General features: G+C 71.2%; 29 protein-coding genes, 1 tRNA gene and 1 pseudogene. 14 read left to right on the top strand and 17 right to left on the bottom strand.

Annotation, left to right across the window (positions count from 1 at the left end; genetic code table 11):
- Window positions 1-12: 12 nt before the first annotated feature.
- The gene (locus BSL84_RS32710; protein WP_029394286.1) at window positions 13-642 is read right to left on the bottom strand and encodes a class I SAM-dependent methyltransferase; all 630 of its coding nucleotides are present in this window, start codon (window positions 640-642) and stop codon (window positions 13-15) included.
- A gap of 119 nt (window positions 643-761) precedes the next feature.
- Between BSL84_RS32710 and BSL84_RS32705 the strand changes: the two are divergent.
- Window positions 762-1,181: pseudogene (locus BSL84_RS32705) on the top strand (GNAT family N-acetyltransferase); the annotation flags it as partial.
- A 19-nt stretch (window positions 1,182-1,200) separates the two neighbouring features.
- Here BSL84_RS32705 and BSL84_RS35070 read toward each other — a convergent pair.
- The 3 genes from BSL84_RS35070 to BSL84_RS32685 form a co-directional block, all read right to left on the bottom strand.
- Window positions 1,201-2,186, bottom strand: a protein-coding gene (locus BSL84_RS35070; RefSeq protein WP_420711141.1) for an IS5 family transposase whose coding sequence is annotated in 2 segments (ribosomal slippage) — window positions 1,201-1,782 and window positions 1,785-2,186 — 984 coding nt in all. Because the reading frame shifts where the segments join, the coding sequence is not laid out codon by codon here.
- Window positions 2,187-2,262: 76 nt separating this feature from the next.
- Window positions 2,263-2,961, bottom strand: coding sequence for a ribonuclease H family protein (locus tag BSL84_RS32690; protein WP_075971830.1), 699 nt, complete (start codon window positions 2,959-2,961; stop codon window positions 2,263-2,265).
- A gap of 183 nt (window positions 2,962-3,144) precedes the next feature.
- Window positions 3,145-3,348 (bottom strand): cold-shock protein, encoded by a 204-nt coding sequence (locus BSL84_RS32685; protein WP_030036890.1) that lies wholly within the window; start codon window positions 3,346-3,348, stop codon window positions 3,145-3,147.
- Between the two features lie 289 nt (window positions 3,349-3,637).
- Between BSL84_RS32685 and BSL84_RS32680 the strand changes: the two genes are divergently transcribed.
- From BSL84_RS32680 to BSL84_RS32655, 6 genes are all read left to right on the top strand, one after another.
- A tRNA-Met gene (locus BSL84_RS32680) sits at window positions 3,638-3,711 on the top strand.
- 300 nt (window positions 3,712-4,011) lie between these two features.
- Window positions 4,012-4,509, top strand: a complete 498-nt coding sequence (locus tag BSL84_RS32675; RefSeq protein WP_030031655.1) for a SigE family RNA polymerase sigma factor — start codon at window positions 4,012-4,014, stop codon at window positions 4,507-4,509.
- The gene (locus BSL84_RS32670) at window positions 4,502-4,960 is read left to right on the top strand and encodes a hypothetical protein (RefSeq protein WP_075971829.1); all 459 of its coding nucleotides are present in this window, start codon (window positions 4,502-4,504) and stop codon (window positions 4,958-4,960) included. Before BSL84_RS32675 ends, BSL84_RS32670 begins: the two co-directional genes overlap by 8 nt.
- Before the next feature lie 143 nt (window positions 4,961-5,103).
- Entirely contained in the window at window positions 5,104-6,339 is a 1,236-nt protein-coding gene (locus BSL84_RS32665; RefSeq protein ID WP_075971828.1) for a mannosyltransferase family protein, read from the top strand.
- A gap of 60 nt (window positions 6,340-6,399) precedes the next feature.
- Window positions 6,400-6,630, top strand: coding sequence for a hypothetical protein (locus BSL84_RS32660; RefSeq protein ID WP_030031658.1), 231 nt, complete (start codon window positions 6,400-6,402; stop codon window positions 6,628-6,630).
- Between the two features lie 175 nt (window positions 6,631-6,805).
- On the top strand, window positions 6,806-7,636 hold the full coding sequence (locus BSL84_RS32655; protein WP_030026143.1) for a class I SAM-dependent methyltransferase: 831 nt from the start codon (window positions 6,806-6,808) through the stop codon (window positions 7,634-7,636).
- 43 nt (window positions 7,637-7,679) lie between these two features.
- Here BSL84_RS32655 and BSL84_RS32650 read toward each other — a convergent pair whose 3' ends face one another.
- Window positions 7,680-8,639, bottom strand: coding sequence for a LysR family transcriptional regulator (locus BSL84_RS32650; protein WP_075971827.1), 960 nt, complete (start codon window positions 8,637-8,639; stop codon window positions 7,680-7,682).
- A gap of 183 nt (window positions 8,640-8,822) precedes the next feature.
- Between BSL84_RS32650 and BSL84_RS32645 the strand changes: the two genes are divergently transcribed.
- Window positions 8,823-12,299 carry a M28 family peptidase gene (locus tag BSL84_RS32645; RefSeq protein ID WP_075971826.1) on the top strand — a complete coding sequence of 1,159 codons (3,477 nt, stop codon included), beginning with the start codon at window positions 8,823-8,825 and terminating at the stop codon, window positions 12,297-12,299.
- Window positions 12,300-12,406: 107 nt separating this feature from the next.
- Here the strand turns inward: BSL84_RS32645 and BSL84_RS32640 are convergent, their stop codons facing one another.
- From BSL84_RS32640 to BSL84_RS32630, 3 genes are all read right to left on the bottom strand, one after another.
- The gene (locus BSL84_RS32640) at window positions 12,407-12,697 is read right to left on the bottom strand and encodes a hypothetical protein (RefSeq protein ID WP_037660596.1); all 291 of its coding nucleotides are present in this window, start codon (window positions 12,695-12,697) and stop codon (window positions 12,407-12,409) included.
- Between the two features lie 318 nt (window positions 12,698-13,015).
- On the bottom strand, window positions 13,016-13,426 hold the full coding sequence (locus BSL84_RS32635) for a rodlin (RefSeq protein WP_030026136.1): 411 nt from the start codon (window positions 13,424-13,426) through the stop codon (window positions 13,016-13,018).
- Between the two features lie 159 nt (window positions 13,427-13,585).
- Entirely contained in the window at window positions 13,586-14,323 is a 738-nt protein-coding gene (locus BSL84_RS32630) for a class I SAM-dependent methyltransferase (protein WP_030026134.1), read from the bottom strand.
- Between the two features lie 117 nt (window positions 14,324-14,440).
- Between BSL84_RS32630 and BSL84_RS32625 the strand changes: the two genes are divergently transcribed.
- The 3 genes from BSL84_RS32625 to BSL84_RS32605 all read left to right on the top strand — a co-directional run bounded on the left by BSL84_RS32625 (window position 14,441) and on the right by BSL84_RS32605 (window position 17,678).
- Entirely contained in the window at window positions 14,441-15,991 is a 1,551-nt protein-coding gene (locus tag BSL84_RS32625) for an AMP-binding protein (protein WP_075971825.1), read from the top strand.
- 25 nt (window positions 15,992-16,016) lie between these two features.
- A complete protein-coding gene (locus tag BSL84_RS36330; RefSeq protein ID WP_075971824.1) occupies window positions 16,017-16,310 on the top strand; it encodes a hypothetical protein in 294 nt (97 codons plus the stop codon).
- A gap of 732 nt (window positions 16,311-17,042) precedes the next feature.
- Window positions 17,043-17,678 (top strand): hypothetical protein, encoded by a 636-nt coding sequence (locus tag BSL84_RS32605; RefSeq protein ID WP_079273382.1) that lies wholly within the window; start codon window positions 17,043-17,045, stop codon window positions 17,676-17,678.
- Between the two features lie 345 nt (window positions 17,679-18,023).
- On the opposite strand, the gene BSL84_RS32600 is transcribed toward BSL84_RS32605, so the two are convergent.
- Window positions 18,024-18,686, bottom strand: a complete 663-nt coding sequence (locus BSL84_RS32600) for a hypothetical protein (RefSeq protein WP_075971823.1) — start codon at window positions 18,684-18,686, stop codon at window positions 18,024-18,026.
- Window positions 18,687-18,943: 257 nt separating this feature from the next.
- Here BSL84_RS32600 and BSL84_RS32595 point away from each other — a divergent pair, with 257 nt between their 5' ends.
- The gene (locus BSL84_RS32595) at window positions 18,944-19,441 is read left to right on the top strand and encodes a hypothetical protein (protein WP_075971822.1); all 498 of its coding nucleotides are present in this window, start codon (window positions 18,944-18,946) and stop codon (window positions 19,439-19,441) included.
- Window positions 19,442-19,485: 44 nt separating this feature from the next.
- Here BSL84_RS32595 and BSL84_RS37295 read toward each other — a convergent pair whose 3' ends face one another.
- From BSL84_RS37295 to BSL84_RS35805, 7 genes are all read right to left on the bottom strand, one after another.
- Window positions 19,486-19,917 (bottom strand): hypothetical protein, encoded by a 432-nt coding sequence (locus BSL84_RS37295; protein WP_234363592.1) that lies wholly within the window; start codon window positions 19,915-19,917, stop codon window positions 19,486-19,488.
- Window positions 19,918-20,140: 223 nt separating this feature from the next.
- Window positions 20,141-20,461, bottom strand: a complete 321-nt coding sequence (locus BSL84_RS32585) for a hypothetical protein (protein WP_234363591.1) — start codon at window positions 20,459-20,461, stop codon at window positions 20,141-20,143.
- Window positions 20,462-20,620: 159 nt separating this feature from the next.
- The gene (locus tag BSL84_RS32580) at window positions 20,621-20,959 is read right to left on the bottom strand and encodes a hypothetical protein (RefSeq protein WP_234363590.1); all 339 of its coding nucleotides are present in this window, start codon (window positions 20,957-20,959) and stop codon (window positions 20,621-20,623) included.
- Window positions 20,960-21,060: 101 nt separating this feature from the next.
- Window positions 21,061-21,333 (bottom strand): N-acetyltransferase, encoded by a 273-nt coding sequence (locus BSL84_RS32575; protein ID WP_075971821.1) that lies wholly within the window; start codon window positions 21,331-21,333, stop codon window positions 21,061-21,063.
- A 731-nt stretch (window positions 21,334-22,064) separates the two neighbouring features.
- Window positions 22,065-22,451: a hypothetical protein gene (locus tag BSL84_RS36325; RefSeq protein WP_045321336.1), complete on the bottom strand. Its 387-nt coding sequence runs from the start codon at window positions 22,449-22,451 to the stop codon at window positions 22,065-22,067.
- Between the two features lie 196 nt (window positions 22,452-22,647).
- Window positions 22,648-23,499 carry an RHS repeat-associated core domain-containing protein gene (locus BSL84_RS37860; protein WP_075971820.1) on the bottom strand — a complete coding sequence of 284 codons (852 nt, stop codon included), beginning with the start codon at window positions 23,497-23,499 and terminating at the stop codon, window positions 22,648-22,650.
- Window positions 23,500-23,560: 61 nt separating this feature from the next.
- Entirely contained in the window at window positions 23,561-23,743 is a 183-nt protein-coding gene (locus tag BSL84_RS35805; RefSeq protein ID WP_045321334.1) for a hypothetical protein, read from the bottom strand.
- Window positions 23,744-23,867: 124 nt separating this feature from the next.
- Between BSL84_RS35805 and BSL84_RS32555 the strand changes: the two genes are divergently transcribed.
- Both BSL84_RS32555 and BSL84_RS36320 read left to right on the top strand, forming a co-directional pair.
- The gene (locus tag BSL84_RS32555) at window positions 23,868-24,299 is read left to right on the top strand and encodes a GNAT family N-acetyltransferase (RefSeq protein ID WP_075971819.1); all 432 of its coding nucleotides are present in this window, start codon (window positions 23,868-23,870) and stop codon (window positions 24,297-24,299) included.
- A 120-nt stretch (window positions 24,300-24,419) separates the two neighbouring features.
- Window positions 24,420-25,196, top strand: coding sequence for a hypothetical protein (locus BSL84_RS36320; protein WP_159393603.1), 777 nt, complete (start codon window positions 24,420-24,422; stop codon window positions 25,194-25,196).
- A 7-nt stretch (window positions 25,197-25,203) separates the two neighbouring features.
- Here the strand turns inward: BSL84_RS36320 and BSL84_RS32540 are convergent, their stop codons facing one another.
- On the bottom strand, window positions 25,204-25,863 hold the full coding sequence (locus BSL84_RS32540) for a lysophospholipid acyltransferase family protein (protein WP_075971817.1): 660 nt from the start codon (window positions 25,861-25,863) through the stop codon (window positions 25,204-25,206).
- Window positions 25,864-25,897: the final 34 nt, after the last annotated feature.

Here is a 25,897-nt window from a genome sequence, read left to right as displayed (position 1 = left end):
ACGGGCCAGTTTCTACGGGCGGCGGGCCAGTAGGTGGGTGTCGAGGAAGCCCCGCTCGGACGCTGGGTCGTGGAGCAACCGAGCCACCGTGACGAGTCCGGCCTCGGTCAGCAACTCGGCAAACTGGTCCGCTGGCCAGCTATAGGCAGGCGCCACCTTGTGGTCGAAGCGGACAGGCTCCGGCCCGTCGGTTCCGAAGAAGGACGCCAGGAGCAGGCCCCCTGGTGCCAGGACACGCACCTGCTCAGCGAGCAGCGCGGGCAATTCTTCAGGTGGGGTATGGATCATCGAGTAGTGGGCCAGCACTCCGCCGAGCGCGCCGTCCTCGACCGGCAGGGCCTCCATTCGTGCTTCGTCGAACCGCAGCTCCGGATGGGCCCGCCGGGCGTGGGCGACCATAGCCGGGGAGAGGTCAAGCCCGAAGGAGTCCAACCCCAAGTCGTGCAGCATGGCCGTCAAGTGGCCGGGTCCGCACCCGACGTCGGCTGCCCGTAGGTTCCCCGTGCCACGCACGAGCTCGGCGAAGGTGCCGATCATGTTCCGCGCGAACGGCTGCGTCTCCAACTGATTGGCGAACATCGACGCATACAGTTCGACGACCCCGTCGTAGGCCGCCCTGGTCTCGTCCTGGTGTTTCAACACGGGAAGGAAGCTAACACCCGCGCCGTTCAGAGCAGTTCTCCAGCCTCATACCTGCCCCTTCTCCACGGGACGGATCGTCCTGTCACCTGACCATGGGACGCCCCGGTAGTTCGGAGAAGGTGCCTGAAGTGCCCGGACGGCGCCCTGGCGTGTTCGTGGTCGAGCGCGACGGCGCGATGATCGGCACCGTCACGCTCGACCGACGGGACGCGGAGTGTCCGGGGCACGTCCGTCCTGGTGCCGGGGAGGCCGAGCTGGGTTACATGTTCCTGCCCAAGGTGTGGGGACGTGGGTACGCTCTTGAGGCGTGCTCGGCGGCACTCGACTGGTTCGCCGACGCGTTTCCCGGCGAGCCGGTGGTGCTCTGCACCCAGGTGGCCAACGACCGCTCAGTGCGTGTCGCGCAGAAGCTGGGGTGCACCGAGGTGGAGCGGTTCGAGGAGTTCGGCGCCGAGCAGTGGTTCGGCGTGTGGTCCCCGGTCCCGCGCTCTCGTACCGTCCACCCGAAGCAACAGGTCCGGCCGACAACGCACTACTAGGTCCTGTCTGGAGTCCGGATCATGAGTGTGGTGCGATGCTGCGGAGCCAGAGCATCGCACCGCACAGGTGCAGTCCGGCCTCGTAGCTCTTCGGGGTCTTGTCGTACCGGGTAGCGATACCGCGCCAGTTCCGCAGTCGGTTGATGCACCGTTCCACGGTGTTGCGCTCCTTGTAGAGCGCCGTGTCGTGCGAGACCGGCCGACCGCCGACGCTGCCACGCTTCTTGCGGTTCGCGGCCTGGTCGACCTTCTCCGGGATCACCGCTCGGATACCGCGTCGTCGCAGGTAGCGGCGGTTGCGCCGGGACGAGTACGCCTTGTCCGCGGCCACCGCGTCCGGCCGGGTCCGCGGACGCCCGATCGGGCCGCGTACCTTGACCCGCTCCAGGACCGGGGCGAACTGCGGGCTGTCGCCGGCCTGCCCGGGCGTGAGGACGAACGCAAGCGGGCGGCAGCGCCGGTCGGCTGCCACATGGATCTTGCTGGTCAGCCCGCCTCGGGAACGCCCCAGCTCGGCGGCTTTCAAGCGGGCCCTGTGTCGCCGACGGGCCCGTCGCCGCTCGATGCGCGCCTCATCCTCGACCTGTCCGTCCTGCGGCCTTTGCCCAGTCGCCTCGCCCCCTTTTCGACCTCGACGACCATCTCCAAGGCTGCCAACTGCTCGGGGTCCAAGGCCATTCCGGCGGCGTGATGGTGGGCCCGGGCGGTCGCCGAGTCCACGCTGACCAGGCCCAAGTCGGCCTGGCCGCGGGTGGCGGCCTCGGCGATCACTGCCTGCATGAGGTGCTGGAAGACGCCCTGCGTCGCCCAGATCTGGAAGCGGTCGTACGCGCTCTGCCAGGGCCCGAACTCGCCCGGAAGGTCACGCCAGGGGCTACCGGTCCGGAACCGCCACATCACCGCGTTGAAGTGCTTCCGCAGGTCAGGGATGGGCCCAACCGCGGCAATCGGCAGATGGGGCTCGATCAGGGCCCACTGCTCGTCGGTGAGATCGCCTCGCGCCATGACTGACGGTCTATCAAGACCGAGCCTCCGCGCGCAGGCGATCTACTGAACTCCTGATCCGAACTCCAGACAGGACCTAGGCCGTGCCGGCGGTCGCACAGCTTTCGTGGCCCCAGCGGCTGCCGTGCTTGGCGATCATGTCGCCGGCGGCGTACGGCTTGCCGCAGGGGCAGCTGCCGGGGAACTTCGCCTTGATGGCCCGGCCGCCGCGGCCCGCCGCGGAACCGGTGGACGCCGACCGCTTCTTCGCCGTACCGGACTTGGCCCGCGCGGGCGCGGCGGGCGCCGGGACGGGCATGTCCGTGTTCCCGAGGGCCGTGCCCGCGGCCTCCTGCCGCAGGGCCGCGTCGCTGGCGGCCTGGTCGGCGATCGCGTTCAGGTGGTCGCCGTCCTCGCGGTGCGCGGGCACGTACCGGAACGTCACGTCGCGGTCGGCGAGCAGCCGGTCGATGGCTTCGACGAGTTCGCGGTTGGCGACGGGCTGGCCGGAGGCGGTCTTCCAGCCGTTGCGCTTCCAGCCGGGCAGCCACTGGGTGACGGCCTTCATCGCGTACTGCGAGTCCATCCGCACCTCGGCGGACGTACCGGGCTCCAGCGCCTCCAGCAGCCGCTGGAGCGCGGTGAGCTCGCCGACGTTGTTGGTTGACCGCCCCAGCGGGCCGGCCTCCCAGCGCTGCGGGCGGCCTTCGGCGTCGGCGATGACCCATCCCCAGCCGGCGGGCCCGGGATTTCCCTTCGCCGCTCCGTCACAGGCGGCAATGATGCGATCAGACATCCCCCGATCATGCCTCATGCCGAGGGCTGCGCGGGCGGGCAGTGGACCGCGGTCCGGGTACGGGGCAGGGCCGCGCGGGGGTGCCGCGCGGCCCTGATCGTCCGCGTCGTCCACTCCCCCGGTTCGCGCCGGGGGAGGAAACGGTTCTCCGGGGCCCGGGCCGCGGCCCGGGCCGGCCGGGGATCAGGCGGGGGTGATGTTCTCCGCCTGCGGGCCCTTCTGGCCCTGCGTGATGTCGAAGGTCACGGCCTGACCCTCCTGGAGCTCACGGTAGCCCGTGGCGTTGATCGCCGAGTAGTGGGCGAAGACGTCCGGGCCGCCGCCGTCCTGGGCGATGAAGCCGAAGCCCTTCTCGGAGTTGAACCACTTCACGGTTCCCGTAGCCATGTTCATGCCTTCCCGTTGACGTAAGTCCTCCACACGGCGTGAAGGACGGAGGTGATCGCCCTGGTCCTACGGCACAACACAGCAAAACTGCCCACACCGGATGGCGCGGGCAAGGCACTTGGAACCACGACAGCTACCGGAGAAGGTACACGCCTGCACGCACTGTCACCAGGGGGAATGATCACGCCTGCGCGGCGGGATTTCGCCCTTGTACGGACTTGCCGGGCGGCGCCGCCCGGAAATTCCGTCGAAGGGCTTCGCCCGGATGCCGTAGGGTGGGGTTCACCGACGCGGGGTGGAGCAGCTCGGTAGCTCGCTGGGCTCATAACCCAGAGGTCGCAGGTTCAAATCCTGTCCCCGCTACTGCTCGGAAGGGCCCGGATCCTTGTGGATCCGGGCCCTTCCGCCGTTTCGGGTGACGGGGGGCCGGATCCGCCCCGCCGCGTCGCCTGCCTTGCGCCGCGGCGCCCGGCCCGGCCGCCCGCCCGCCGCGCCCTGACAGCCGCTCGTGGCGCCGCTGTCCCCGAGGTGGCCGGCGCGACGATGGGCCCGCCGCACCGCATGTGACCGCAGTCACAGAAGTTGTGGTCGTCCGATGTCGACCGGATGCGGTGCGCCGGGCGTATGCCCGGTGAGAGGGACACATGGATTCGGGAGCGATTTTTGACCGTCGAGGAGTTCGAAGCGTTCTACGCACAAGCGGCGGGAAGGCTCACAGGACAGCTGTACGTGATGCTCGGTGATCATCACGAGGCACAGGACGTGGTGCAGGAGGCCTTCGTCCGCGGTTGGGGCCGCCGACGCCAGCTGGACCGCGACGGCCGGCCGGAAGCGTGGATCCGTACGGTCGCGTGGCGGCTCGCGGTGAGCCGCTGGCGGGTGCGGCGGCGCAGCGCCGAGGCCTGGCGGCGGACCGCTCCCGCACCGCACGTGGAGGGGCCCGGCCCCGAGGCCGTGGCGCTCGTCGAGGCCCTGCGGCAGCTCCCCCTGAAGCAGCGCCGCACGATGGCGCTGCACTACCTGTGCGACCTGACCGTCGAACAGATCTCCGCCGAGACCTCGCTGTCCGCGAGCACCGTCAAGACGCACCTCTCCCGCGGCCGCGCCGCCCTTTCACGCCATCTGCAGGATCCGCGCACCGAGGAGGCTCCCGATGCCTGAGTCCCACAACCCCCTGCGGTCGGCCTTCCGCGCCGCGGCCTCCGCCGGGCAGTCCGCCGCCTCGCTCCCGCCCGTCTCCGCCATCGAGCACCGGGGGGAACAGGTCCGGCGGCGCCGGATCGTCGGTATCGCCGCGGCCTGCTGCCTGTTCCTCGGCGGAACCGGCGCGGCGCTGGCCGCGTTCCTGCCGCAGGACTCCGGCCGGCCGACCCTCCCGGCGACCACCCCCTCTCCGGTCGCCCCGTCGGACCTGCCGGCTTCCGTTCCGCCGTCTCCTCCCCCCTCCACGCCTCCCTCCGCGCAGAGCACCACCACCGCGCTGAACCCGCCGCCCTCCGCGACCGCGGAAGTCACGGGTGACCCCGACCCCACCCGGACCAGGAACGCCCGTCCACCCCAGGGGTCGACGCACCGCGACACCCGCACCGCCACGACGCAGCCGCCCCCGTAGCGGCCATCCGCCGACCCCGCCCAGCCCCGCCTCCCACACCCCGCCCCACCTCCCACCGCACCGCGCCCCGCCCCGCCCGGACACCGGCCCGCCCTGCCCCGCCGGTGGCTCCGCGTGCCCTCAGACGGCCCAGGAGATCCCTTATGTCCACATCCGCCCCGCCTCGGCCGTCCGGGACTCCCCGCTCGCGGCCCGCCACCGCGGGCCGTCCCGTAGTCCCCCGCCCCCGGCGCGCGCTCTCCGCCCCGCGGTGGTTCGGTCGGGCGGACCGGGAGGTGCTGTGGCTCTACCTGGTGACCCGCGTCGGCATCTGGGCCACCGCTGCCGCCGTAGGCCGGCTGTTCCCCCCGGACGGTGAGAGCCGCCGGCCCGTGTCGCTGCTCGCGCCCTGGCAGCGATGGGACTGGTCGTTCTACCTCCGCATAGCGCAGGAGGGCTACTTCCCCGACGGCGCCGGGCCCTGGACGGCCGGCTGGGACAACAGGGAGGCCTTCCTGCCCGGCTTCCCGCTCGCCCTGCGCGCCGTGCACACGGTCGTCCCCTCCTGGGCCGCGTCCGGAGCGCTCATCTCCTTCGTCGCGGGAGGCGTCGCCGTCCTGGCTCTCGCCCGTATCGCCCGCGGCCTCCTGGGCGACCGGGAGGCGGGGCGGCGGGCGGTGGCGTTCCTGCTGGTCTCACCCTGCGCGGTGTTCCTCGCGGCCGGCTACACGGAGTCGCTCTTCCTCGCACTGGCCCTGCCCGCCTGGCTGGCGGCGCAGCGCCGGAACTGGGCCGCCGCCTCGGTCCTGGCCTGCCTGGCCTGCTCGGTACGCGTCACGGGTCTCTTCCTCGCGGCCGCGCTCGTCCTGCACTTCCTCCTGACCGCCCGGACCCGCGCCACCTGGCGGTCCGCCCCCTGGCTGTTCCTGCCGGCCCTCGCACCGGTGCTGCACAGCTGGTACCTGTACTCGTGGACCGGGGACTGGATGGCCTGGAAGCACTCCCAAGAGCGTGGCTGGTACCGGGACTTCCATCTGCCGTGGGAGGCCTGGGCCCACACCTGGACAGCCGCTTTCGAGCACACCCAGCCCACGGGCTACGCCCTGATGTCGCAGGCCGAGCTGCTGGCCATGGTGGCCGGCGTCGTCCTCCTGGCCGTGCTGGTACGCGGCCGCCGCTGGCCGGAAGCGCTCTACATCGCCCTCACCCTGTGGGCCCTGGGTACGTCCTACTGGTACACCTCCGTACCGCGTTCCACCCTGCTGTGGTGGCCGCTGTGGATCGCCCTGGCGGGCTGGAGCCTGCGCCGCCCGTGGGTGCGCAGCGCCTACCTGTACGTGGCGGCGCCGCTGTGCACCACGGTGGCCGTCACCTTCCTCACCGGGCGCTGGGCCGGGTAGCGGTTGTCCGGCGAGGTGGAACGGGCCCCCGGGCGGGCGCCGGGCGCGCATACTCGGAGGATGGCCGACACCACCACCGTCGAGGTCGACACCGACGTGCGCGACCGGCTCGCCGTGCTCGCCGCCGACCGCGGACTGAGCCTGCGCGCGTACCTCGCCGAACTCGCCGCCGCCCAGGAGAACTCGACCGCGCTCGCCCGTGCCGCCCGGTCGTTCGAGGACGCCCTCGAACGCCCCGGCTTCCGCGAAGGCTTCGCCCGTGATTTCGGCGGCTTCGCGGCGCGCGACTGACGGCCGCAGGACTGACGGCCGCGACTGACCAGCCGCGACTGACAGCCGCGGCCGCCGGCCGTGACCGGCCGGGCCGTCGCGGGCCCGCCACCCGGGTGGCCCCGCCGACGGGCCGGTCCGCCCGAAGGTCCCTAGGCTCGGGGAAGGACCGCTTCGAGCGCTGGAGGACGCCGTCATGACCGATGCGAGCGAGGCGCAGCAGGCCGACCGCACCCTGAAGGCCAAGCACCGGGCGATGTGGGCACTGGGCGACTACCCGTCGGTCGCCTCCCACGTCATTCCCCGGCTGGGGCCCCTGCTGGTGAAGGAGTGCGGGGTCCAGATCGGCGACCGCGTCCTCGACATCGCGGCGGGCTCCGGCAACGCCGCCATCCCCGCGGCGCTGGCGGGCGCGGACGTCGTGGCCACCGACCTGACCCCCGAGCTGCTGGAGGTCGGGCGGCACCTGGCCGCCGTACAGGGCGCGAAGCTGGAGTGGCAGGTGGCGGACGCCGAGGCACTGCCGTTCGCGGACGGCGAGTTCGACGTCGTCATGTCCTGCGTCGGCATCATGTTCGCCCCGCACCACCGCACCGCCGCCGACGAGATGCTCCGCGTCTGCCGCGCCGGCGGGACGGTCGGGCTGGTCAACTGGACCCCCGAGGGGTTCGTCGGCCGGCTGTTCGCCACGATGAAGCCCTACGCGCCGCCGCCTCCGCCCGGGGTGCAGCCGCCACCGCTGTGGGGCAGCGAGGAGTACGTCCACGAGCTGCTCGGCGACGCGGTCACCGATGTCGTCGCCCGCCGCCAGACCGTCCCGGTGACCCTCTTCAAGAACCCGCCGGACTTCCGGGAGTTCTTCAAGGCCTGCTACGGGCCGACGATCGCCGTGTACCGCGCGGTGGGCGACGATCCGGAGAAGGTCGCCGCCCTTGACGCGGCTCTCGACGCCCTCGCCGCCGAGCACACCGTGGACGGCGTCATGGAGTGGGAGTACCTGCTGCTGACCGCCCACCGGCGGGCCTGAGCTCGCACCGGCTGGCACACGGCCGAACTCGAACCCCCGCGCGTCAGTCGACGACCGGGTGCACCTCCGGGTGCGCGTCCCACCACTCCCGGTGGAAGCGGTTGTTGTCGACGTCGGCCAGGTAGGCGCGGGCCGCCGCACCGTAGAGCTGCCGCGCCTCCCCGGCCGAGAGCGCCGAGCGGTTCCAGGCGAGGCGGATGCGTCCGGTGATGGGGCTGCCGACGAGCGGGCGCGTCACCGTGCCCTCGGCCGCCGGGGCCGTCGGCTGGCACAGCGAGACCGCACGGCCGGCCGCGACCAGGTCGTGGTGCATCTTGCGGTCGGTGATCCGGTAGCGCAGTGACGGGCTGAACCCGGCCTCGGCGCAGGCCGCGACGAGCGCCTCGGGCCCTCCGTCGTCGTCCTCCACGGGGGTCATCCAGGACTCCCCCGCGAGGTCGGCGAGGTCGATCCGGTCGCGGCCGGCCAGTGGATGCCTCGCGGACAGCCGGATCGCGAAGGGCTCCTTCGGGATCAGCGTCCTGGCCAAGGCCCCTTCCGGCAGGGCCACCACGTGCTCGTTGACCTCCCCGTAGACGATCGCGTCGTAGCGTCCGGCACCGAGCATGCGGGCCAGCGCGGTGACCGAGTCCTCCAGGTCCACGGCGATCTCCCGGCCCGACATCGACAGGTCGGTCCGAGCCAGCAGGCCGTCGAGCAGTACGAGCAGGATGCAGCCGAGCCGCAGCGGGCCGCCGGTCGAGATGGCGCGCGCCTCCGCTCCCAGAGCGTCCATCTCACTCAGTACGCGCCGTGCCCGCGCCAGCACGAACTGCCCCAGCGCCGTGGGCTGCACACCGGCGCGTCCCCGTACGAACAGGTCGCCTCCGGTGACCCGTTCGATGCGCCTCAGCTGGGCGGACAGTGCCGGCTGTGAGACTCCCAGCCGCCGCGCCGCGCCCCCCAGGCTGCCCGCCTCCGCTATCCGGAGGACGGCTTGCAGATGCCTCAACTCCAGCTGCATCCGGGCAGCGTACGCAGGGCGCCGCGACCGCACCATAACGCGGGTCTTATGCCTGCCGAGATGTCCCATTCTCGTCATGTCCACGCTCATACTCGGCCGCGAACGAACACCCACTCATCCCCGAACCCCCCACGATCGGAGTGGACGTTGCAGCCCACCAGATGGACGGCGGCCGTGGCAGCGATGGCGCTGACCGCGAGTCTCGTCGGCGCCCTGGCCGGGACGGCATCGGCAGCGCAGCAGCAGGCGCAGCCGGCACCGTCCCAGAAGGACACACCCGCCGCACGCGCGGTCGCGGCCGCCGACCGGGCCGTCGACAGCGGTCTCGACTCCCTGGTCAACTCCGCGCAGGAGCAGTACGAACGACGACTCTTCACCCCCTGGGTGAAGGACCTCTATTCGGTGGCGTACGAGCGCACCTACCGCGGCCTGCCGGTCGTCGGCGGCGACGCGGTCGTCCTCGCGGACGGCGCCGGCAAGGTCCGCGCCCTCCAGTCCGCCTCCTCCGTACGCATCGACGTCGCCACCCGGCCCTCCGTGTCCGCGAAGGACGCCGAGGCCACCTCGCGGGCGAAGCTGGCCGCGGTCGACAAGGTGGAGAGCAGCCGGCTCGTCGTCCGGCTCAAGGACGACAAGCCGGTGCTGGCCTGGGAGACCGTGCTGAGCGGCCGTACCAGGACCGCGCCCAGCAAGCTGCACGTCTTCGTCGACGCGCGCACCGGTGCCTTCGTCGACAGCTACGACGACGTGGTGGCGGGCACCGGCGACAGCAAGTGGAACGGCCCCGGGCCGATCACCATCGACACCACCAACTCCGGTTCCACCTACACCCTGCGCGACCCGAACCGCACCGGTCTGAGCTGCGCCGACTACAGCACCGGCACGGTCTTCACGAAGTCCTCCGACTCCTGGGGCACCGGCAACCCCACGAGCAGGGAGACCGGCTGCGTGGACCTGATGTTCGCCGCGCAGAAGCAGTGGGACATGCTCTCCCAGTGGCTCGGCCGCAACGGCGTCAGCGGCAACGGCCGCAGCTTCCCCGCCAAGGTCGGCCTGAACGACCTCAACGCCTACTGGGACGGCAGCTCGGTCACCATCGGCCGCAACAGCGCGGGCGAGTGGATCGCCGGCATCGACGTGGTGGCCCACGAGTACGGGCACGCCATCGACTCCAACACCCCCGGCGGCACCAGCGGCCAGGAAGCCGGGCTCGGCGAGGCCACCGGCGACATCTTCGGTGCGCTGACCGAGGCCTTCGCCAACGAACCGGCCCCGTACGACACGCCGGACTACACGGTCGGCGAGGTGATCAACCTCCAGGGCCGGGGCCCGATCCGCAACATGTACAACCCGTCGGCCATCGACAACGACCCGTCCTGCTACAGCTCCGCGATACCCGGTACGGAGGTGCACGCGGCCGCCGGCCCCCTGAACCACTGGTTCTACCTGCTCGCCGAGGGCACCAGCCCTGGCGGCGGCAAGCCGGACAGCAGCACCTGCAACGGGACCAGCCTGACCGGTGTGGGCGTACAGAACGCCGGCAAGATCTTCTACGGCGGCATGCTGCTCAAGACCAGCAGCATGTCCTACAAGAAGTACCGGACGGCGACCCTGAACGCGGCGAAGTCGCTGGACGCCACCTGTGACCTCTTCACCAGGACCAAGGGCGCCTGGGACGCCATCAGCGTGCCCGCCCAGTCCGCCGACCCGACCTGCACCCCCAGCGGCCAGAACAACGACTTCTCGATGGCGCTGAACCCGTCCTCGGGCACCGTCCAGCAGGGCGGTACGGTCACCACCACGATCGGTACGACCGTCACCACCGGCACCGCCCAGCCGGTGACCCTGACCGCCTCCGGCCTGCCGGCCGGGGTCAGCGCCTCCTTCAACCCGGCGACCGTGCAGTCCGGCCAGTCCTCCGTGCTGACCCTGACCGCCACCGCCAACGCCGCCCCCGGCACGTCCACCGTCGTCGTCAAGGGCCAGGGCGCTGCGCTGTCCCACACCGTCGACTACACGCTGAACGTCGGAGGCACCCAGCCGGGCAACGACCCGCCGGACATCGACGTCGCCAACGTGCAGGCCCACCTGGCGCAGTTCAACACCATCGCCACCCAGAACGGCGGCCACCGCCGTGCGGGCAGCGCCGGCTACACCCAGTCGCTGGCCTATGTGAAGGGCAAGCTGCAGGCCGCCGGGTACACGGTCACCGAGCAGAACTGCACCTCCTGCACCTACCCCTCCAACAACCTGATCGCCGACTGGCCGGGCGGCCCCGCCGACCAGACCGTCATGTTCGGCGCCCACCTGGACGGCGTATCGGCCGGACCCGGCATCAACGACAACGGGACGGGCTCCGCGACCCTGCTGGAGAACGCCCTCGTCCTCGCCCAGAAGAACCCGACGATGACCAAGCACGTGCGCTTCGCCTGGTGGACCGACGAGGAGCAGGGCCTCAACGGCTCCGAGTACTACGTCAACCAGCTCAGCAGCGCCCAGCGGGCCGCCATCAAGAGCTACTACAACTTCGACATGGTCGGCTCCACCAACGGCGGCTACTTCATCAACAACCTCAACTCCGCCACCGCCGCGCCGCTCAAGGCGTACTGGACCTCGCTGAACCTGGCACCGGAGGAGAACACCGAGGGCCAGGGCCGCAGCGACGACTACTCCTTCCAGCAGGCCGGCATCCCCACCTCCGGCTACGCGGCCGGAGCCGGCGCGCGCAAGACCTCAGCGCAGGCCGCCAAGTGGGGCGGCACCGCGAACGCCGCTTACGACCCCTGCTACCACCGGTCCTGCGACACCACGGGCAACGTCAGCGCCACCGTGCTGAACCGCAGCGCCGACGGCGTCGCCTACGCCGTGTGGAAGCAGGCCGTCGGCGGTGAGACGCCGGCGCAGGACTTCTCCGTCGGCGTCAGCCCGTCCGCGGGCAGCGCGGCGCCCGGCGGTTCCACCTCGGCGACGGTGGACACCGCGACCGTGAGCGGTGCGGCGCAGACCGTCGCGCTCTCCGTCTCCGGCGCGCCGTCCGGCGTGACCGCGACGCTGAGCCCGTCCTCCGTCCAGTCCGGCAGCTCCTCCGCCCTGTCCGTGCAGGTCGGCGCGAGCACCGCGCCCGGCACCTACACCCTGACGGTCACCGGTACCGGCACCGTCAGCCACACCACCACCTACACCCTCACCGTCACCGGTGGCGGCTCCTGCACCCCGCGCCAGCTCGTCGTCAACGGCGGCTTCGAGAACGGCTCCAGCCCGTGGAGCGCGACCACGGGCGTCATCACCAACCAGTCCGGGCAGGCCCCGCACAGCGGCAGCTACAAGGCCTGGCTCGCCGGCTACGGCTCCACCCACACCGACAGCGCCTCGCAGTCGCTGGCCATCCCCTCGGGCTGCGCCTCGTACCGGCTCGGATTCTTCCTGCACATCGACACGGACGAGCGCACTAGCGTCGTCTACGACCGGTTCACCGTGTCGGTGGCCGGGACGACGCTGGCGTCCTTCTCCAACCTGGACGCGAGGTCCGGCTACGTGGAGAAGTCCTACGACCTGTCGGCGTACGCCGGCCAGACCGTCACCCTGAAGTTCAACGGCGTGGAGGACCAGTCACTGCAGACCTCCTTCGTCGTGGACGACGTCACCCTCCAGGTGAGCTGACGCCCGCCTGACGCACGTGCGTACGTCCGGCCCGGCCCCGCGCGACGAAGGGTCGGGCCGGACACCTGTCTCCGGCGGCCTCCCCGATTGCTTGCAGCTGCGTCCGGCTACTTCCGGTGGCCTCCCCGGCCCCTCTCCTCCTCCGGGGCGATCATGGCGATCAGCCCGTAGTCCAGCTCCGCGCCGTCGACGAGCAGGGCCTCGACAGTGCGGGTGTCGGGGTCGATGTCGGCCTCCATTCCCTCCCCCCGGTAGCGCGGGTACCCGGAGGCGCCCTGCTCGCCGGTCGCCTCGACGACGGCCGACCTCAGCGCGCGGTCCGCCGGAGAAGCGCCGCGGAGGTTCACGATGTGCTCGGGCACCACCAGGATCTGAAAGGTCTGCGGCTCACTGGTCATGGAACCGAAGCTACCGGACGGGGCACCGCGCGACCGGTTCCACACGGCGGGGCGCCGCATCGCGATCACCGCGCGGGCCGCCGCGGGACGTACCGCGAGGGCCACCGCGCGGTCGCAGCGGCCGGAACGCGACAGAGCCCCCCGGCCCGGTCGGGCGGGAGGCTCTGCGGTGTGCGGTTCTCGGTGCCCACGTCGACGGCCGATGGGGCCGCCGCGCGCCTTTCGAACGCCGGATCGGTGGATCCGGATGGGTCAAGCCGGGGCCCCGTGGGCACTCGCGCAGGCGTCGGAGGCCCCGGCTCGCACAAGGGGACTGCGTCAGCTGCCGGCGGAGAGGTTGCCGGACAGGACCGGGATGTTGTCCAGGATGTGGGAGAGCGGCTCGTCGCCCTTGGCCTGGGTGGAGTTCTCGGTGCACTGCTGGTTCTGCGGGTTGGACAGGACGTTGATGTCCTGGACGCCGACGTTGATCAGAGCCAGGATCGACTGGGCGTTGACCTTCGCCGGCAGGCCGATGCAGGGCTTGTTCAGGGTGCCCTGGACCAGGCCGAGCTGCGGGCTCAGGTCGCCCTCGGTCTTCTGGTTGCCGTAGATCTGCTGGGCACCGTTGCCGTTGACGGTGTTGATCCCGTTGTCGTTGCCGATGGCCATGGCCGGGGCGGCCATTGCGGCGCCCGCGCCGACGATGGAGGCGGTGGCGGCGGCGGTGGCCATAATCTTCTTGAGCATCAGGGGTCCTTGTGTCACACGAGTGCATGGGGGTGAGCGCCTTGATCAACGGACGGGGCGGCCGGGGGTTCCGGTGCTTCACCCGAACGGCCGCATCCCCGTAGCCGCCCCCGCTCCCCCACCCCCACTCCCCCGTCCTTGGGATCACCGTCCCTGGGATCACCCTCCCCGGACAGCCACGTTCACCTCGACCACGTAGTGCTCCTCCACCCAGCCGTCGGGGAACCGATCCAGGAGCAGGGCGCGTTCGTCGGAGAGGAAGTCGTCCGTGCCGGGCTCACCGACGAGGAAGAGGGAGTGGGTGGACAGTTTCGCCAGGTGCGTGTCGACCGGGACCCGGCGCGACCATGCCAGGTGGCGGCCGGTGAACCGCAGCCCGTCCTGGGGGCGGGCGCGTTCGTTGATGTACCAGCCGGGCCCGAACCGGGCCTCGATGCGCGCCTGTTGTTCCGCGATCCAGCCGACCGTGACGTCCGGGTCGTTGTGCCAGATCGCGAGCGCTCCGCCGGGCCGCAGCACCCGCAGCGCCTCGGGGACCGCGCGGTCCGGATCGGTCCAGTGCCAGGACTGCGCGTACGTCAGCAGGTCCAGGCAGCCGCAGGACAGCGGGAGCCTGTTGCCGTCCGCGCGGACCAGCGGTGTGCGGGGGTTGCGGCGCCGGAACTCGGCGGCCATGCCCTCGCCCGGCTCGACCCCGACGACCCGGGCGCCGCGGGCCTCCAGCAGGGAGGTGGCGATTCCCGTACCCGCGCCCACATCGGCCACGCGGGCGCCGGCCAGGGGAAACCCGGCCAGTTGCTCCAGTGTGTCGAAGAGCTCGGGCGGATACGAGGGGCGGTTCGCGGCATAGCGAACGGCCGCCGAACTGAATGAACGAGCACGGGATTCGGTCGTCATGCCGCCCATGATGCCGCCGGGCGGGGCTTTTCGTGGAGTGGGCCGCCCGGTGTGGTGGGGGCGGTGTGGGCGGGCGGGCCCGTACGATCTCCGACGGTACCTGGAGAGGCGGATCGGATGGTGGCCGCGCGGTATGTAACGGAGCTGGTCGGGGCGTTCGAGCGCCACGCGGGGCGGCCGGCGCTGGGAAGCGCCCCCACCGGCACGCCGGTCGTGCTGGGGTTCCACGAGGTGCTCGACGCGTCCTGGCGGCTCGCCGGGGTGCTGGCGGATGCGGGGATCGGGCGTGGTTCGGGGCTGGCCTGTGTGGCGGGCACGAACCGGCCGGAGGTGCTGCTGGTGCGGATCGCCGCGCACCTGCTGGGTGCGCGGCTGACCCAGGTCCTCGCCGGAGCCGCGCTGTACGGGCTGGACTTCGTCCTGCGGGACTGCCTGCCGGACCTGGTGGTGCACGACGTCCCGGTGCCGTCCACGGGGGCGCGCCGGCTGGACCTGGACGAAGCGGTCCGCGAGGCGGGTCGGCGCGCGGCCACCGGCCCGGTGTCGGTGGCCGCGCGGGACGACGACGTGGCGCGGGTGACGTACACCGGCGGGACGACGGGGCGGCCCAAGGGGGTGGCCTCGACCTTCGGCGCGATGGCCGCGCGGAACTCCGTACGGTCGGCGGGCTGGGCGAAGACGGCCTATCTGTCGGTCACGTCGCTCGCGCAGCGTTCCGGGGGCCGGTGCCTTGAGCAGTTCCGGGCCGGCGGGCGGGTGGAGATCGTCGAGCCGTTCGGGACGCGGGAGTTCGCCGAGGCCTGCGTGCGCCTGCGGCCCGTGTCCACGTACCTGACGACGTCGATGGTGTACCGGCTGCTGGACGACCCGGTGACAGCGCACGGGGTGCCGGGGCTGGAGATGGTCTCGTACGGGGACTCGCCGGTACATCCGCAGCGGCTGCGGGAGGCGGTGACGCGCTGGGGCGGGCGGTGGCGGCAGGGCTACGGCACGAACGAGGCGGGAGTGATCTGCCGGCTGACTCCGGCCGACCATGACGCGGCGGTGGGCGGCAGGCCGGATCTGCTGGCGTCGGTCGGCAGGCCCGTCGAGGGGGTGGAGGCCGACGTCCGCGACGCGGCGGGCGGGGCGGTGGCGGCCGGGCGCACGGGTGAGGTGTGGATCCGGTCGCGGGCCGCGATGTCCGGCTACTGGGGCCGGCCCGAGCTGACGGCCGAGGTGCTGCGGGACGGCTGGCTGCGCACCGGGGACCTCGGGCACTTCGACGGGGACGGCTACCTGTACCTCGACGACCGGGTCGCGGACGTGGTGATGGTCGACGGGGAGAACGTGTACTGCATGCCGGTCGAGGCGGCGCTCGCCCGGCATCCCGCCGTGGCGCAGGCCGTGGTGGTGGGCCGGCACAGCGACCTCACGGGGGAGGAGGTGTGCGCCTTCCTCGTTCCGGCGGCAGGGTGCGCGCCGGGCCCGGGCGCAGCCGGCGAGGCCTGCGACATGGTGGAACGGGAGCTGGCCCGCGCACACCGGCCCACGGCGGTGTTCTGGGTCCGGGACATCCCCCTGACCCCGCGCGGCAAACCGAACAAACGCCACCTGCGCACAGCCGCCGCGGCTGCGTGCGAAGCAGGCGGACGCAGCCACCGGGCCCCCGCCGCCGGCGGGGAGTGACAGCCGCAGCGTTTAGGATCCCGGGGTGGAAACCGACCTCTCCGACGTAGTCGACGAACTGGTGGAGCTGAAGGCTGCGGCCGACGAAGCGCATGCCGACTTGATGCGCCTGCAGGGCGAGCTCGGCGAGGCGGCCGGGTGGACCGAGGAACAGCACGTGACGTGGCGGGACGCGTGGGAGGACGCCCGCGAGCCGTGGTGGTTGCTGGACACGGCCCTGGAGGAGTACGCGGAGACGGCCGGTCTGGAGCGCGACGCTCTGGAGGCCATGGTGGAGGCCAGGGCGCAGGAGGCGGCGGGCGACGTCCCCGCCGACTGACGTCGGCTGACGAGGGGTGACAGGGAAAGGCCTGATCACCTGGGACGTCAACGTCGACTCGACGGTCTGACGGGCCCACCAGCCCGCCGCTGGGGCGGCGAAAAAGGGGACCTCCAGAAGGAGCCCCCTGGCAGGATCTTCTCCGAGCCGGCCGACCACGGACTCGGACGATCGCGCGGCGGCCTGACCAGCCAAATCCACCTTGCGGTCGAGCAGGGACAGAAGCCGCTGTCCGTGGTGATCACAGTCGGCCGGCGAGGTGGCTCCCCGCTGTTTGCACCGGCCCTGGAAGCGATCCGAGTTCCCCGGCTGGGGCTCGGCAGACCACGTAAACGCCCGAACCGAGTCCGAGTCGACAAGGCATACGACTTCCGCAAGAACCGCGCCTACCTGGGCAGGCGCGGTATCAAGGCGACAATCCCGTTGCGGCGGACCGGGTCCGCAACCGGCGCAGGCTTGGCTCCCTCGGCGGCCGGCCGCCGAAGTTCGTCGAGTGCGGCAGCAACCGGCTCAAGCGCCACCGCGCTGTCGCAACCAGGTACGACAAGCTTGCCGTCCGCTACGAAGCGACTGTGCTGGTCGCAGTCCTCAATGAATGGCTGTGACTGCGTCACCACCATGTCCCCATGCTGTAAGGGAATTGGGCTCCGGGCACCAGCCCGCCAGTCGGCCATTAGTGTGCGGCCATTGGGCTCAGCAGCCCAGCCGACCACCACACCCGGAGACTCCGCCATGCCCATCCTTGGTCCCCGCGCCCTCCTCGCCACGATCGCACTCACAACCACGCTGACGCTGACCGCCTGCGACCCCGCAGGCGAAGCCGAAGACCCTCCCGCCCCTTCCGCCGCCTCCGCCACTGTCTCCGCGCCGGCCTCCTCCACCTCGCCCGCCGGTTCGGGCAAGCACACACTGGCCGAGGCCGCCACCGCCGGCGGGCTCACCAAGGCCACCGGTGCCAGCGCGGTCTCCGACGTCCCGGTTGACCCGGGCGAGATGCATGACGGCATGCACCTGGTCGTCGCTGACTACAACCGTGCCGGGCAGACCTCCGGCCGCCGCATCCTCTTCGTTGGCGTCGACAGCGTTCCCGAGGACCCGAACAAGCGTCGCGAGCACCTTTGGCGCGGCCTGATCGACTACGCCCTGCAGAACGGCTCCACCGGCACCCCCACCACCGCGAAGCCGTACCAGCCCGGCCCATTCGGCGGCTCCCTTGAGTGCTTCAGCCTGCCGGAGTCCGCCAGCACCACCGACGTCATCTGCGGCTGGTCCGACACCACCACCGCTGCCGTCGCGCTCTTCCCCCGCACGACCCCGGCCGACGCTGCCCGCCTCTTCGCCGCCATGCGCGCCGACCTCGAACACTGACCGCCCCGTCTACCGCACCCCCACGGCAGGGCGTCGCGCAGGCAGCGGCGCCGCCGGGTGATCTACGCCAAGGTCGGTACCGGGAGAGGCAGGCGGCCGGGCGATCCCGGGGCATGGGCGCGGGGCGAACAGGAACCGCGCAAGCTCCGCCGCGTACTCCTTCGCCACCTCGAACCGCTCGTCCGCCGCATACCCCCTTTGCCTGACGGCGCCCTCGCCAACGCGCGATCTACCCACCCTCGGCCACACCGCCCCTACCCAGACTGGCTTGTGCACCCCCGGGGGTGGGGCCTGGAAGCCTACGTGAGTCGTTTCACGGAGCGTCGAAGCCGATCGCAGCGAATCTCACCACGGGCTCCGCACCCTGACGCCGAGGGCCCGGACGCGTTCCTGGCCTTGCGGGTCGAGCTTCAGCAGCAGGTCCTCGCCGACGACTCCGTCGCGCCCCCAGATGGTGCAGAGAGTCTCCAGACCCGCCTCGGCGACCTCAAGCTCCGCATCGGCCGAGGCCTGCACCAGGGCTTCGACGACCGGCCTGCCCTGCAGTCCCGCGACCGCCCGTGCCATCCGGGCCCGCTGCTCCGCGGGGACGGCCGGGTCGGCGAGCGAGCGCAGCATGTCCGTCGTGTCGCGGGCGTCCTGGCAGGGCAGCACCCACACCCGGTACACGAGCTGCGCGCCGAGCACGATCAGGTACTGCAGTGGCACGAGCAGGGCCGCGGGCAGCAGCAGGAGCAGGGGCAGCACGATCAGCCAGCCGCCCCGGATCCGCGAGGGACCGCCGGTCGGCGGCTCGAACCGCCGACCGGCCAACAGGACCAGGACGAACATGGTCACGAGCGTCAGGAGCGGCACCACGATCAGCCCCACTCCCAGCCCCGCACCGAACGACGCCCAGAAGGGATCGTCGCCCAGAACGGGCAGCACCAGCGCCGCGGCCACCCAGCCGAGAGCTGCGGTCATGACGTAGCGCTGCAGGCAGGCCCACAGCCACCTTCCCGTACTCATGGCAGCTTCCCCATCCCACCAGCAGCTCCTCGTACAGGCAGACATGATCCCCCATCGCCCACATGGCTCACTGCATCCCCGCTGCCGCGCCAACCCGTGATCCAAATCTCCACGACGTAAACGCAGGGGGGCGAACAGCTGAAAGTGCTGGTGGACCATGGGACTGAACTGAGCGCGGCGAGGGGCGCAGCGGCATTCCCTGAGCTCGTCCGACCCCCGCCACCCCGACCTCACCTGGCAGCGGCGATGATGGCTGCGTGGTGACAGACCTGGAGCTCTTCGCGGACTACTTCCAGATCCACGTCCTGGACGACGACTCCGAGGCCACCGAGACCGGCATCGGTGACGTGTGGACCGAACAGGCCGTCCTGGACGGGCTCGGCGTCGCCGAACACGCCCTGGCCATCGGGACGGCTGTCAACGAAACCGTCGACGTCGCCATCGACCTCCTCACGGGCCGGCCGGACGACGACAGCACCGACTTCGACCACGTCGTCGAGGCAAGCCGCAACCTGGCCTCGGGACGAATGGTCGTGCTCGGCTGCACCGACTACGGCCCCGACGCGGCACGCTTCGACATGCCCGCCGGATGGACCCGCATCAGGGCGTCCCGGCGGAACCTCCAAGCCGCGACCTGCCCCGACCCCGACAGCGAGGACGAGCCCGAAGACAGGGAGGAGCTCCGGGTCCAGGCATGGCCCGCACCGCACTCGCTGCCCAACATCATCAAGCGGTGGACACCGCCCGACGCATAGGCCGCGATGGGGAGGACGTCCCACCACGCTGGCGGCCTGAGCAGCTACACCCGCTCTTGGTACACCCTGAGCTCCGTCGGCTTGAGTCTGCGGATCGCTGTCCACGCCGCCCGTTCGGTCAGCCCTTGGGCCCACTCTTCGAGATCTGCACCGGCTTCATGGAAGAACCACGAGTGGAAGCTGCCCAGGGCCTCCAGGGCGGGTGTGAGTCCGAATCCGAGCTCGCAGTGGACCTGCACGTAGTGGTCGTGCTCACCGTCGCTGTCGGAGACCTCGAACTGTCGGGCGAGGTCCAGCGTGAACGCCGCAGGACCGTCGAACGCGTAGGTCCCGTACTGAAACAGAAGGCCGTCGGCATCGGGTGTGTCCGGAACGCGGAACAGTCGCCGGCCGAAACGAAGAAAGGCAAACCAGACGCCTCCCGGCACCAGATCGGCAACGGCTGGAGAACCCAGTTCACCTTCCAGCAGTCCCACGGCCTCATCCCCCGCCGGTCTCCGCGTCACGCCCGCCCCCTTCCAACGCAGCCAACTGAGCCTACTCATCCCGGCGGACCTTCCCCATCAGAGCCCGGCCAGCGGGACCCGCGAATCCACCCCGAACTGGCGCGACACCTGACCGTGCGGTGCTGCATCACTGCCCGTTCGTGGGGCACTTGCGAAGCACTTGAACGACCGCTCCACCAGGTCAAGCAGTCCTTCAAGCGGCCGGGCTCTGGGCAGGGCATCCCCCGTAGATGTACGGGTCGATTTCGTTGCCCCTCCTGTCAAAAAGGTGGAAGCAGTGGCCGTTGGCCCACACGGTGACCGAGTCACGCCGGTGGTCAACCTGGAACGGCTCATCCCCAAGCTGCGTCCCGGGCCACGATCCATCTCCCGCAGAGGAATGAGTGACAACGACACACTCCTCCTTCGGCAAGATCCGATGGACGTCACCCCAGGGCTCCAGCACCAGATCCAACGGCACCTCGGCGTCGTTGCCGACCACTAGCCGCGCCGTTCTCCCTGCGAACATTTCCATCACCTCTCCTTGGCCGCTCGGGCGGCCACGCGCGAAACCGCTTCCTGGGTACGCACACGGCACGATCTTCACACGCAGGACCACCCGTACCAAGCGTCTGCGACCGAGTTACCAAACACCCCGGCCGGGACGAAACGCTCTTTCACACGGCCGTCACCCTCAGATATGGCGCAGTGCCCAGCACGCCCAGACGATGGTGGCCACCGCTGTCACGACGGCTACCGTGCCGAGGGCGATCCCGGCCCGCGCCCGGATGCGACTGACTCCCTTGTCGCCGCGCACACGTCGAAGGGCGATGCCTCCTGAGACGACCGCCCAGATCCCCAAGGGCAGGATGAAGTAGACGGGGAGGTAGCGGAGCAGGTTCGGAACGAATTCCGGAAGCAGGGGGCAGCCGACGGCCGCGACAGCAGCAGTGCCCAGTGTGAGGGACCAGGTTCCCGTCGGCTGCGGGAGAGCCTCTTCGTCGAACGAATCGATCTGCTGTACGGAAGTCATGATCCGAAGGCTAGGCAACGGATCATGGGGTCCGCCTGAGTGCGGCTACCCAGACGAACATGAGTAGGCCCGGCGGCCAGGGGACGACTCGGACTCCATCCTCAGCCGGCTGCGGTGAGCCCGTGGACGCAAGGGACATCGGCCGAGGCGGCGGGGATATGCATGCACCGCAGCAGGTCACGTGTGGTGCGCAGGCTCAGGGTGCTGCGCCAGGACATGCCTGGATGGCGGGCTCGCAGGTGGGACAGTGCACGGTTGCCGAGGCCGCTGGAGAGGAAGCTTCCGTCGATGTCGATGCCGGTGATCAAACCCTGCCCGCAGTCTGTGCAGATCCGGTAGTGGACCTGGCCGACGATCTTCCGGACGTGGACCAACAGGAGGCACTCCTGGCCGGGCCCGGGGTCGCCAGGGATACGGGTGGAGAGAAGATCGATGTCGCGGTAGGCGAGGATCCTGCGGCGCCACCACCTACCGAGTCGCCCGCGGTGCCTGTTCCTCGCCGCAGGCGGCGCTTCGGGGCCGGGGGCAGAACGGAAGAGGGCGCTCGTGGAACGTGCGTGGTCTCCGGACATGGACCGCTTGTGCCCCGGCGGCCCCCTCCTGATGCCTTGGCGTTCGGCAAAGCGGTGACCCACTTGACCGGTCCGCTCGGCTCGCATCGTTGGTAGAGACGCTGCGCGAAGGCGTCGAGCGCCGTTCCGTAGCTCACGTTTCCGTCACCGCTGATGTCCACCGCGATGACGGTTGCCTTCGCCGCGACACAGCCCGACTTCGGCAACGAAACTGCTTGAGGGTCTATGTGCAGAATTGTTCCACCTACGGGTACCTTGGTACGCCCTCGGAGCCTTGGCGAGCTCGTCGCACCCGGCGAGATGGTGTCCACCGACGGCCGGCCGAGCGCCACAACCCGAACGCCGACCATCCCCACCCCCACCTGGCGTGTTACGGCTGCGGCACCATCCGAACGTCCGCCCCGTCGGAGGCCCCTGGCCGACCTGCCCTCAGGCGCCGAGGTGGCCTCCCAAAGCCTGTGCCGCGGCTGCGCCCCGCCCCTTACGGGGCGGGCCGGCCAGCCGGGCTGTGGTCGTCGGTTGATCGACGGGCGTTACCTCACGCGGTAACCGTCGTGAGGGCCCGACCGCTCGTTGAAATCGGCGAAGTCCTCGATCCACTGCTCGACTTCGTCGGGCGCATCGTCGAAGAACGACATCAGATCGGAGATCACGTCCTTGCTCGCCGCCAGGCGCAAGCGTGATGCGATGAAGCCCGCCTCCTCGCTGCTGACGTGCCAGTTCGAATTCGACAGGAACTTCTCCATGTCCACTGTCTGCCCGGTCGGTTCCAGTCCCGGCGTACGCAACACCTGCTCCAGACCCTGGCCGGCTGCGGCACCGGCCTCCCGCATGGCTTCCCGGACGAATCCCATCTGCCAGTTGTTCAAGGAAAACGTGTCGCCAGGGGCCGACCGCTCGAACGTGAACGCATATCCCATGGGCGTAGCGTAATCGTTCAAGCCCTTGTCATGGTCGAATCAGGCCGTCGACTTCGGACGCCGACCGCTGCGGGAAGGGGTATCCAGCGGCTCAAGGGCACACGGGCCGACCGGTTGGCCAGGCAGGTACGCCATCCTTTCTGGCTGGAACGCCTTCCTCACCATCGGCTAATACTCCAGCTGTAGATCGTGATCTTCATGTCTGGGGTGCTTGCAGCCGGTAACGGCTGGTGCGTGAGCGCTTCTGATGGCGGCGTCGCCAGTGGGGCCAGCCGAGCCGGTGAGCCACGTCGTGGAGAGGCTGGACGACGACCCTGTTGAACAGGCGCTGGATCTCGTTGCAGGACAGCGGAACCAGGTCAGTCGGCCCGGGACGGCGGGCGTGTTCGTCGGCTCTGACGACGGCAAGGAATACGAGCGCACAGGAGCAGAGGTTCCACCAGAAGCTGCCTGAGTAGTACCACCGCAGCATGCTCCACCAGTTCCGCACGGCGAAGCTCCGGGCGACGCTGCTGTTGTGCTGGTCGATCTTGGTGTCGTAACCGCTTTCGCCCCACTCGTGCGCGTCTCCCAGCCGCTTGGCCGCACGCGCGCCGAAGAAGACGGTCAGGCTGGTCTGCCACATGAAGTGCCGGATCGCGTTGTTGACTCGGCCCTTGCAAAAGGTCGCGAGCAGCATCCCCGAGATCGCCGAGGCAAGGGCGCAGCCGCGCCATCCGAGCGTCCTGCAGGCGTTGGCCTCGATGATCTTCTTGCGCCAGGACTTGGAGATCCGGCCGTCCAGGTCCTGCTGGTTGACGGGGTCGGCGTTGGCGTACTCGTACGCGTTCGCGCTGCCGCCGTAGACCGGGTCCGCGGAAAGGAAGCGGCCGGTGGACGGGTTGTAGAGGCGGGCGCCGATCCGGGTCAGACCGCTGGGTGTCCCGCTGGAGCGCTGATGACCGCCCAGCCGGCCGTAGCGGGCCGAGGCCTGTCCCGTGCGGGGCTTGCCGTACTCGTCTGTGTCCAGCACCACGGGCGGCTGACCGGTGGTCAGCGGGAGCTGCACGGCGACGGATCCCTGAATTGTCGTACTTCGAGGGAGGGCCGGCCCACCGCGGTCTGTTCGGCTACGCGGCCGGGACCACCGCGGCGCGCATCGCCGCGGCCCATTCCTGGAGCAGTGCGGCGTGGCGGATCCGCTCGGCGTCGGAGAGGCGGCCCTCGGCGCGCGCGAAGAGGCAGCGGATGTCGGCGTTGATCTCGGCGAGGGGGCGTTCGGGGGCCGGTTGGTCGTCAGGCGTCGGGCTCACGTGATCAAGAGTAGGGCCGGGGTCCGACAACGGGGTCCGGTGTCCGGCATGCGGACGGCCCGTCCCGCCAGGGTGGACTTCGTTCAGGGCGCCCGCGCCCGAGTGAGCCCCGTACCCTGCCGTCATGAAGATCATCGACCTGGAGCACGGCGACGCCCGGCTCATCACGGACCTGCTTCCCGTCCTGCTCGAACTGCGTCCCCACCTCACCGAGGAGCTGTTCCTCTCGATCCTCGAAGAGGGCCAGGGCCAGGGGCTGCGCTTCACCGCGGCCTACGGCGCGGACGGGCTGTGCGTGGGGGCGGCGGGCTGGCGGATCGTCGCCACCACCTCGGTGGTCCGCAAGCTCTACGTCGACGATCTCGTCACGTCCGCCGCCTCCCGTTCCACCGGTGTGGGCAGCGCGCTGCTCGCCCACCTGGAGCAGCACGCCCAGGCCGCCGGATGCGCCGTCCTCGCCCTGGACTCCGGCACCCAGCGGACGGATGCGCACCGCTTCTACTTCCGTGAGCGGATGGCCGTGACCGCGTTCAGCTTCGACAAGCCGCTCCGCTGAGGGGGGAGGGTGCTGTCGTCCGTGACCGAACCGTCGCCGCCCCGAGGCCCGATCGGACTCGTCGGCCGGTCACCCGCTTGTTAGGTTCCTGGCGTCGTCGACCCCGGGGGAACCGATCCCATGCCCGAAGCCAGAGCCCGAGTGCCACGCAGCGTGCCCCGCAGGGGGCTGTGCGCCGCTGCGGTGGCCGCCGTCCTGCTCGCCGGTACCGCCGGATGCGGGACCCGGGACGGCGTGGACCCCGCTTCCTCGTCCTCCGCCTCCGCCTCCGCCGCGGTGTCGGCCACGGCCGCGGCGGTGGCCACCGAGGCCGCGGCTTCCGGGGCGACGCCCTCGCCCACTGCCTCCACGCCCGCTACCGCTGGCGCGACGGCGTCGGCCGCGACGGCGTCGGCCGCGACGGCCTCGACCGCGCCCACGACCCGGGCGCCTGCGACGCAGCCCCCGGCTCCGACCCGGCTGACCGTCGCGGTGAACACCCGCGGCGGTCGGCTCGCCCTCGTACGGGGCGGTGCCGCGCAGGAGTTCACCGTCACCCTGCGCAACGGGAACTCCGCCGACTACCGGCATCTGCTCGTCGCCCTCCAGATGGAGATGCTCGTCGGCGAACCGGGAGACCGGGCGGGCAGCGGGCCCGGGTTCCTGCTGGAGCGGTTCGACCCGGCCTCCGGTACCTGGCGGTCCGCCGAGCTGCGCGTCGCGAACGACGCCAAGCCGCTGGCGCTGTTCACGGGCGGCGGACCGCTCGCCCGCGGGGCGGTACGTACCGAGCGCTACCGGCTGCGCGCGACGGCCGGTGGCCCGACGGGCAGCAGCCCGGTGGTCGTCTCCTTCATCGACACCGACGCCGACCGGGAGGCCGCGGCCCATGTCCTGCTCGGGCACAGCACCCGCTGAGCCGCCGTCACGCCGCCGCGCAGGTCTCCCCGACGGCGGACGCGGCGGTACGCCAGGCCGCGGTGACGGCCTCGTGGGCCCGGTCCGTCGCCTCCGCCACCCGGGTGGGGAGCTGCAGCGGCGACCCGATGTGCACGTGGAGGCAGGGCCTGCGCAGCGGTGCCGTGAAGACTCCCGCGAGCTGCTTCGTGCGGCTGCCGGAGCACAGGCGGCGGGAGCCGGCCTGGCCTACGGGCACGACGGGCGCCCCGGTCGCGGCGGCGAGGCGGGCCAGACCGCTGCGGAAGGGACCCGGGGCGGACTCCCCCGCGTCACGGCGCGGGGGCAGGCCGCCCTCGCCGTAGAGCAGCACGCTGCGGCCCGAGGCGAGGGCCATCGCGGCGGCGTCCAGGGAGTCCGCGGCCCGGGCGGTGCCGCGGTGGACGGCGATGTGCCCCTCGCGGCGCAGTGCCGGACCGAGCAGCGGTACGCGCCACAGTCCGGCGGTGGCCAGGATGACCGGCTCGATCCCGTGCCGGCGCAGGGCCGCGACCACGACGGCGGGGTCGGCGAGTGAGGTGTGGTTGGCCACGAGGATGGAACCGGTGGCGGGCCGGGCGCCGGGGTCGGCGGTGACGGTCAGCCGCCCGAAGGCGGGGACCAGGGCGGAGGCGATTCGGCTGAGCATGGACGGCCCCGTTCGGTGGTGCGGTGGTGGTGCG

Origin of the sequence: Streptomyces sp. TN58, assembly GCF_001941845.1 — a bacterium.
Classification (GTDB): Bacteria; Actinomycetota; Actinomycetes; order Streptomycetales; family Streptomycetaceae; genus Streptomyces.
Note: the sequence above shows the minus strand (reverse complement) of the source record. Positions and strands in the feature narration are given on the sequence as shown.

Bases quoted from the DNA above. Each gene is read 5' to 3' on its own strand.
- BSL84_RS32690 (WP_075971830.1), bottom strand. From the start codon at position 2,961: ATGTCTGATCGCATCATTGCCGCCTGTGACGGAGCGGCGAAGGGAAAT.
- BSL84_RS32685 (WP_030036890.1), bottom strand. From the start codon at position 3,348: ATGGCTACGGGAACCGTGAAGTGGTTCAACTCCGAGAAGGGCTTCGGC.
- BSL84_RS32670 (WP_075971829.1), top strand. From the start codon at position 4,502: ATGCCTGAGTCCCACAACCCCCTGCGGTCGGCCTTCCGCGCCGCGGCC.
- BSL84_RS32665 (WP_075971828.1), top strand. From the start codon at position 5,104: ATGTCCACATCCGCCCCGCCTCGGCCGTCCGGGACTCCCCGCTCGCGG.
- BSL84_RS32660 (WP_030031658.1), top strand. From the start codon at position 6,400: ATGGCCGACACCACCACCGTCGAGGTCGACACCGACGTGCGCGACCGG.
- BSL84_RS32655 (WP_030026143.1), top strand. From the start codon at position 6,806: ATGACCGATGCGAGCGAGGCGCAGCAGGCCGACCGCACCCTGAAGGCC.
- BSL84_RS32650 (WP_075971827.1), bottom strand. From the start codon at position 8,639: ATGCAGCTGGAGTTGAGGCATCTGCAAGCCGTCCTCCGGATAGCGGAG.
- BSL84_RS32645 (WP_075971826.1), top strand. From the start codon at position 8,823: ATGGCGCTGACCGCGAGTCTCGTCGGCGCCCTGGCCGGGACGGCATCG.
- BSL84_RS32640 (WP_037660596.1), bottom strand. From the start codon at position 12,697: ATGACCAGTGAGCCGCAGACCTTTCAGATCCTGGTGGTGCCCGAGCAC.
- BSL84_RS32635 (WP_030026136.1), bottom strand. From the start codon at position 13,426: ATGCTCAAGAAGATTATGGCCACCGCCGCCGCCACCGCCTCCATCGTC.
- BSL84_RS32630 (WP_030026134.1), bottom strand. From the start codon at position 14,323: ATGACGACCGAATCCCGTGCTCGTTCATTCAGTTCGGCGGCCGTTCGC.
- BSL84_RS32625 (WP_075971825.1), top strand. From the start codon at position 14,441: ATGGTGGCCGCGCGGTATGTAACGGAGCTGGTCGGGGCGTTCGAGCGC.
- BSL84_RS32605 (WP_079273382.1), top strand. From the start codon at position 17,043: ATGCCCATCCTTGGTCCCCGCGCCCTCCTCGCCACGATCGCACTCACA.
- BSL84_RS32600 (WP_075971823.1), bottom strand. From the start codon at position 18,686: ATGAGTACGGGAAGGTGGCTGTGGGCCTGCCTGCAGCGCTACGTCATG.
- BSL84_RS32585 (WP_234363591.1), bottom strand. From the start codon at position 20,461: ATGGAAATGTTCGCAGGGAGAACGGCGCGGCTAGTGGTCGGCAACGAC.
- BSL84_RS32580 (WP_234363590.1), bottom strand. From the start codon at position 20,959: ATGACTTCCGTACAGCAGATCGATTCGTTCGACGAAGAGGCTCTCCCG.
- BSL84_RS36325 (WP_045321336.1), bottom strand. From the start codon at position 22,451: ATGGGATATGCGTTCACGTTCGAGCGGTCGGCCCCTGGCGACACGTTT.
- BSL84_RS32555 (WP_075971819.1), top strand. From the start codon at position 23,868: ATGAAGATCATCGACCTGGAGCACGGCGACGCCCGGCTCATCACGGAC.
- BSL84_RS36320 (WP_159393603.1), top strand. From the start codon at position 24,420: ATGCCCGAAGCCAGAGCCCGAGTGCCACGCAGCGTGCCCCGCAGGGGG.
- BSL84_RS32540 (WP_075971817.1), bottom strand. From the start codon at position 25,863: ATGCTCAGCCGAATCGCCTCCGCCCTGGTCCCCGCCTTCGGGCGGCTG.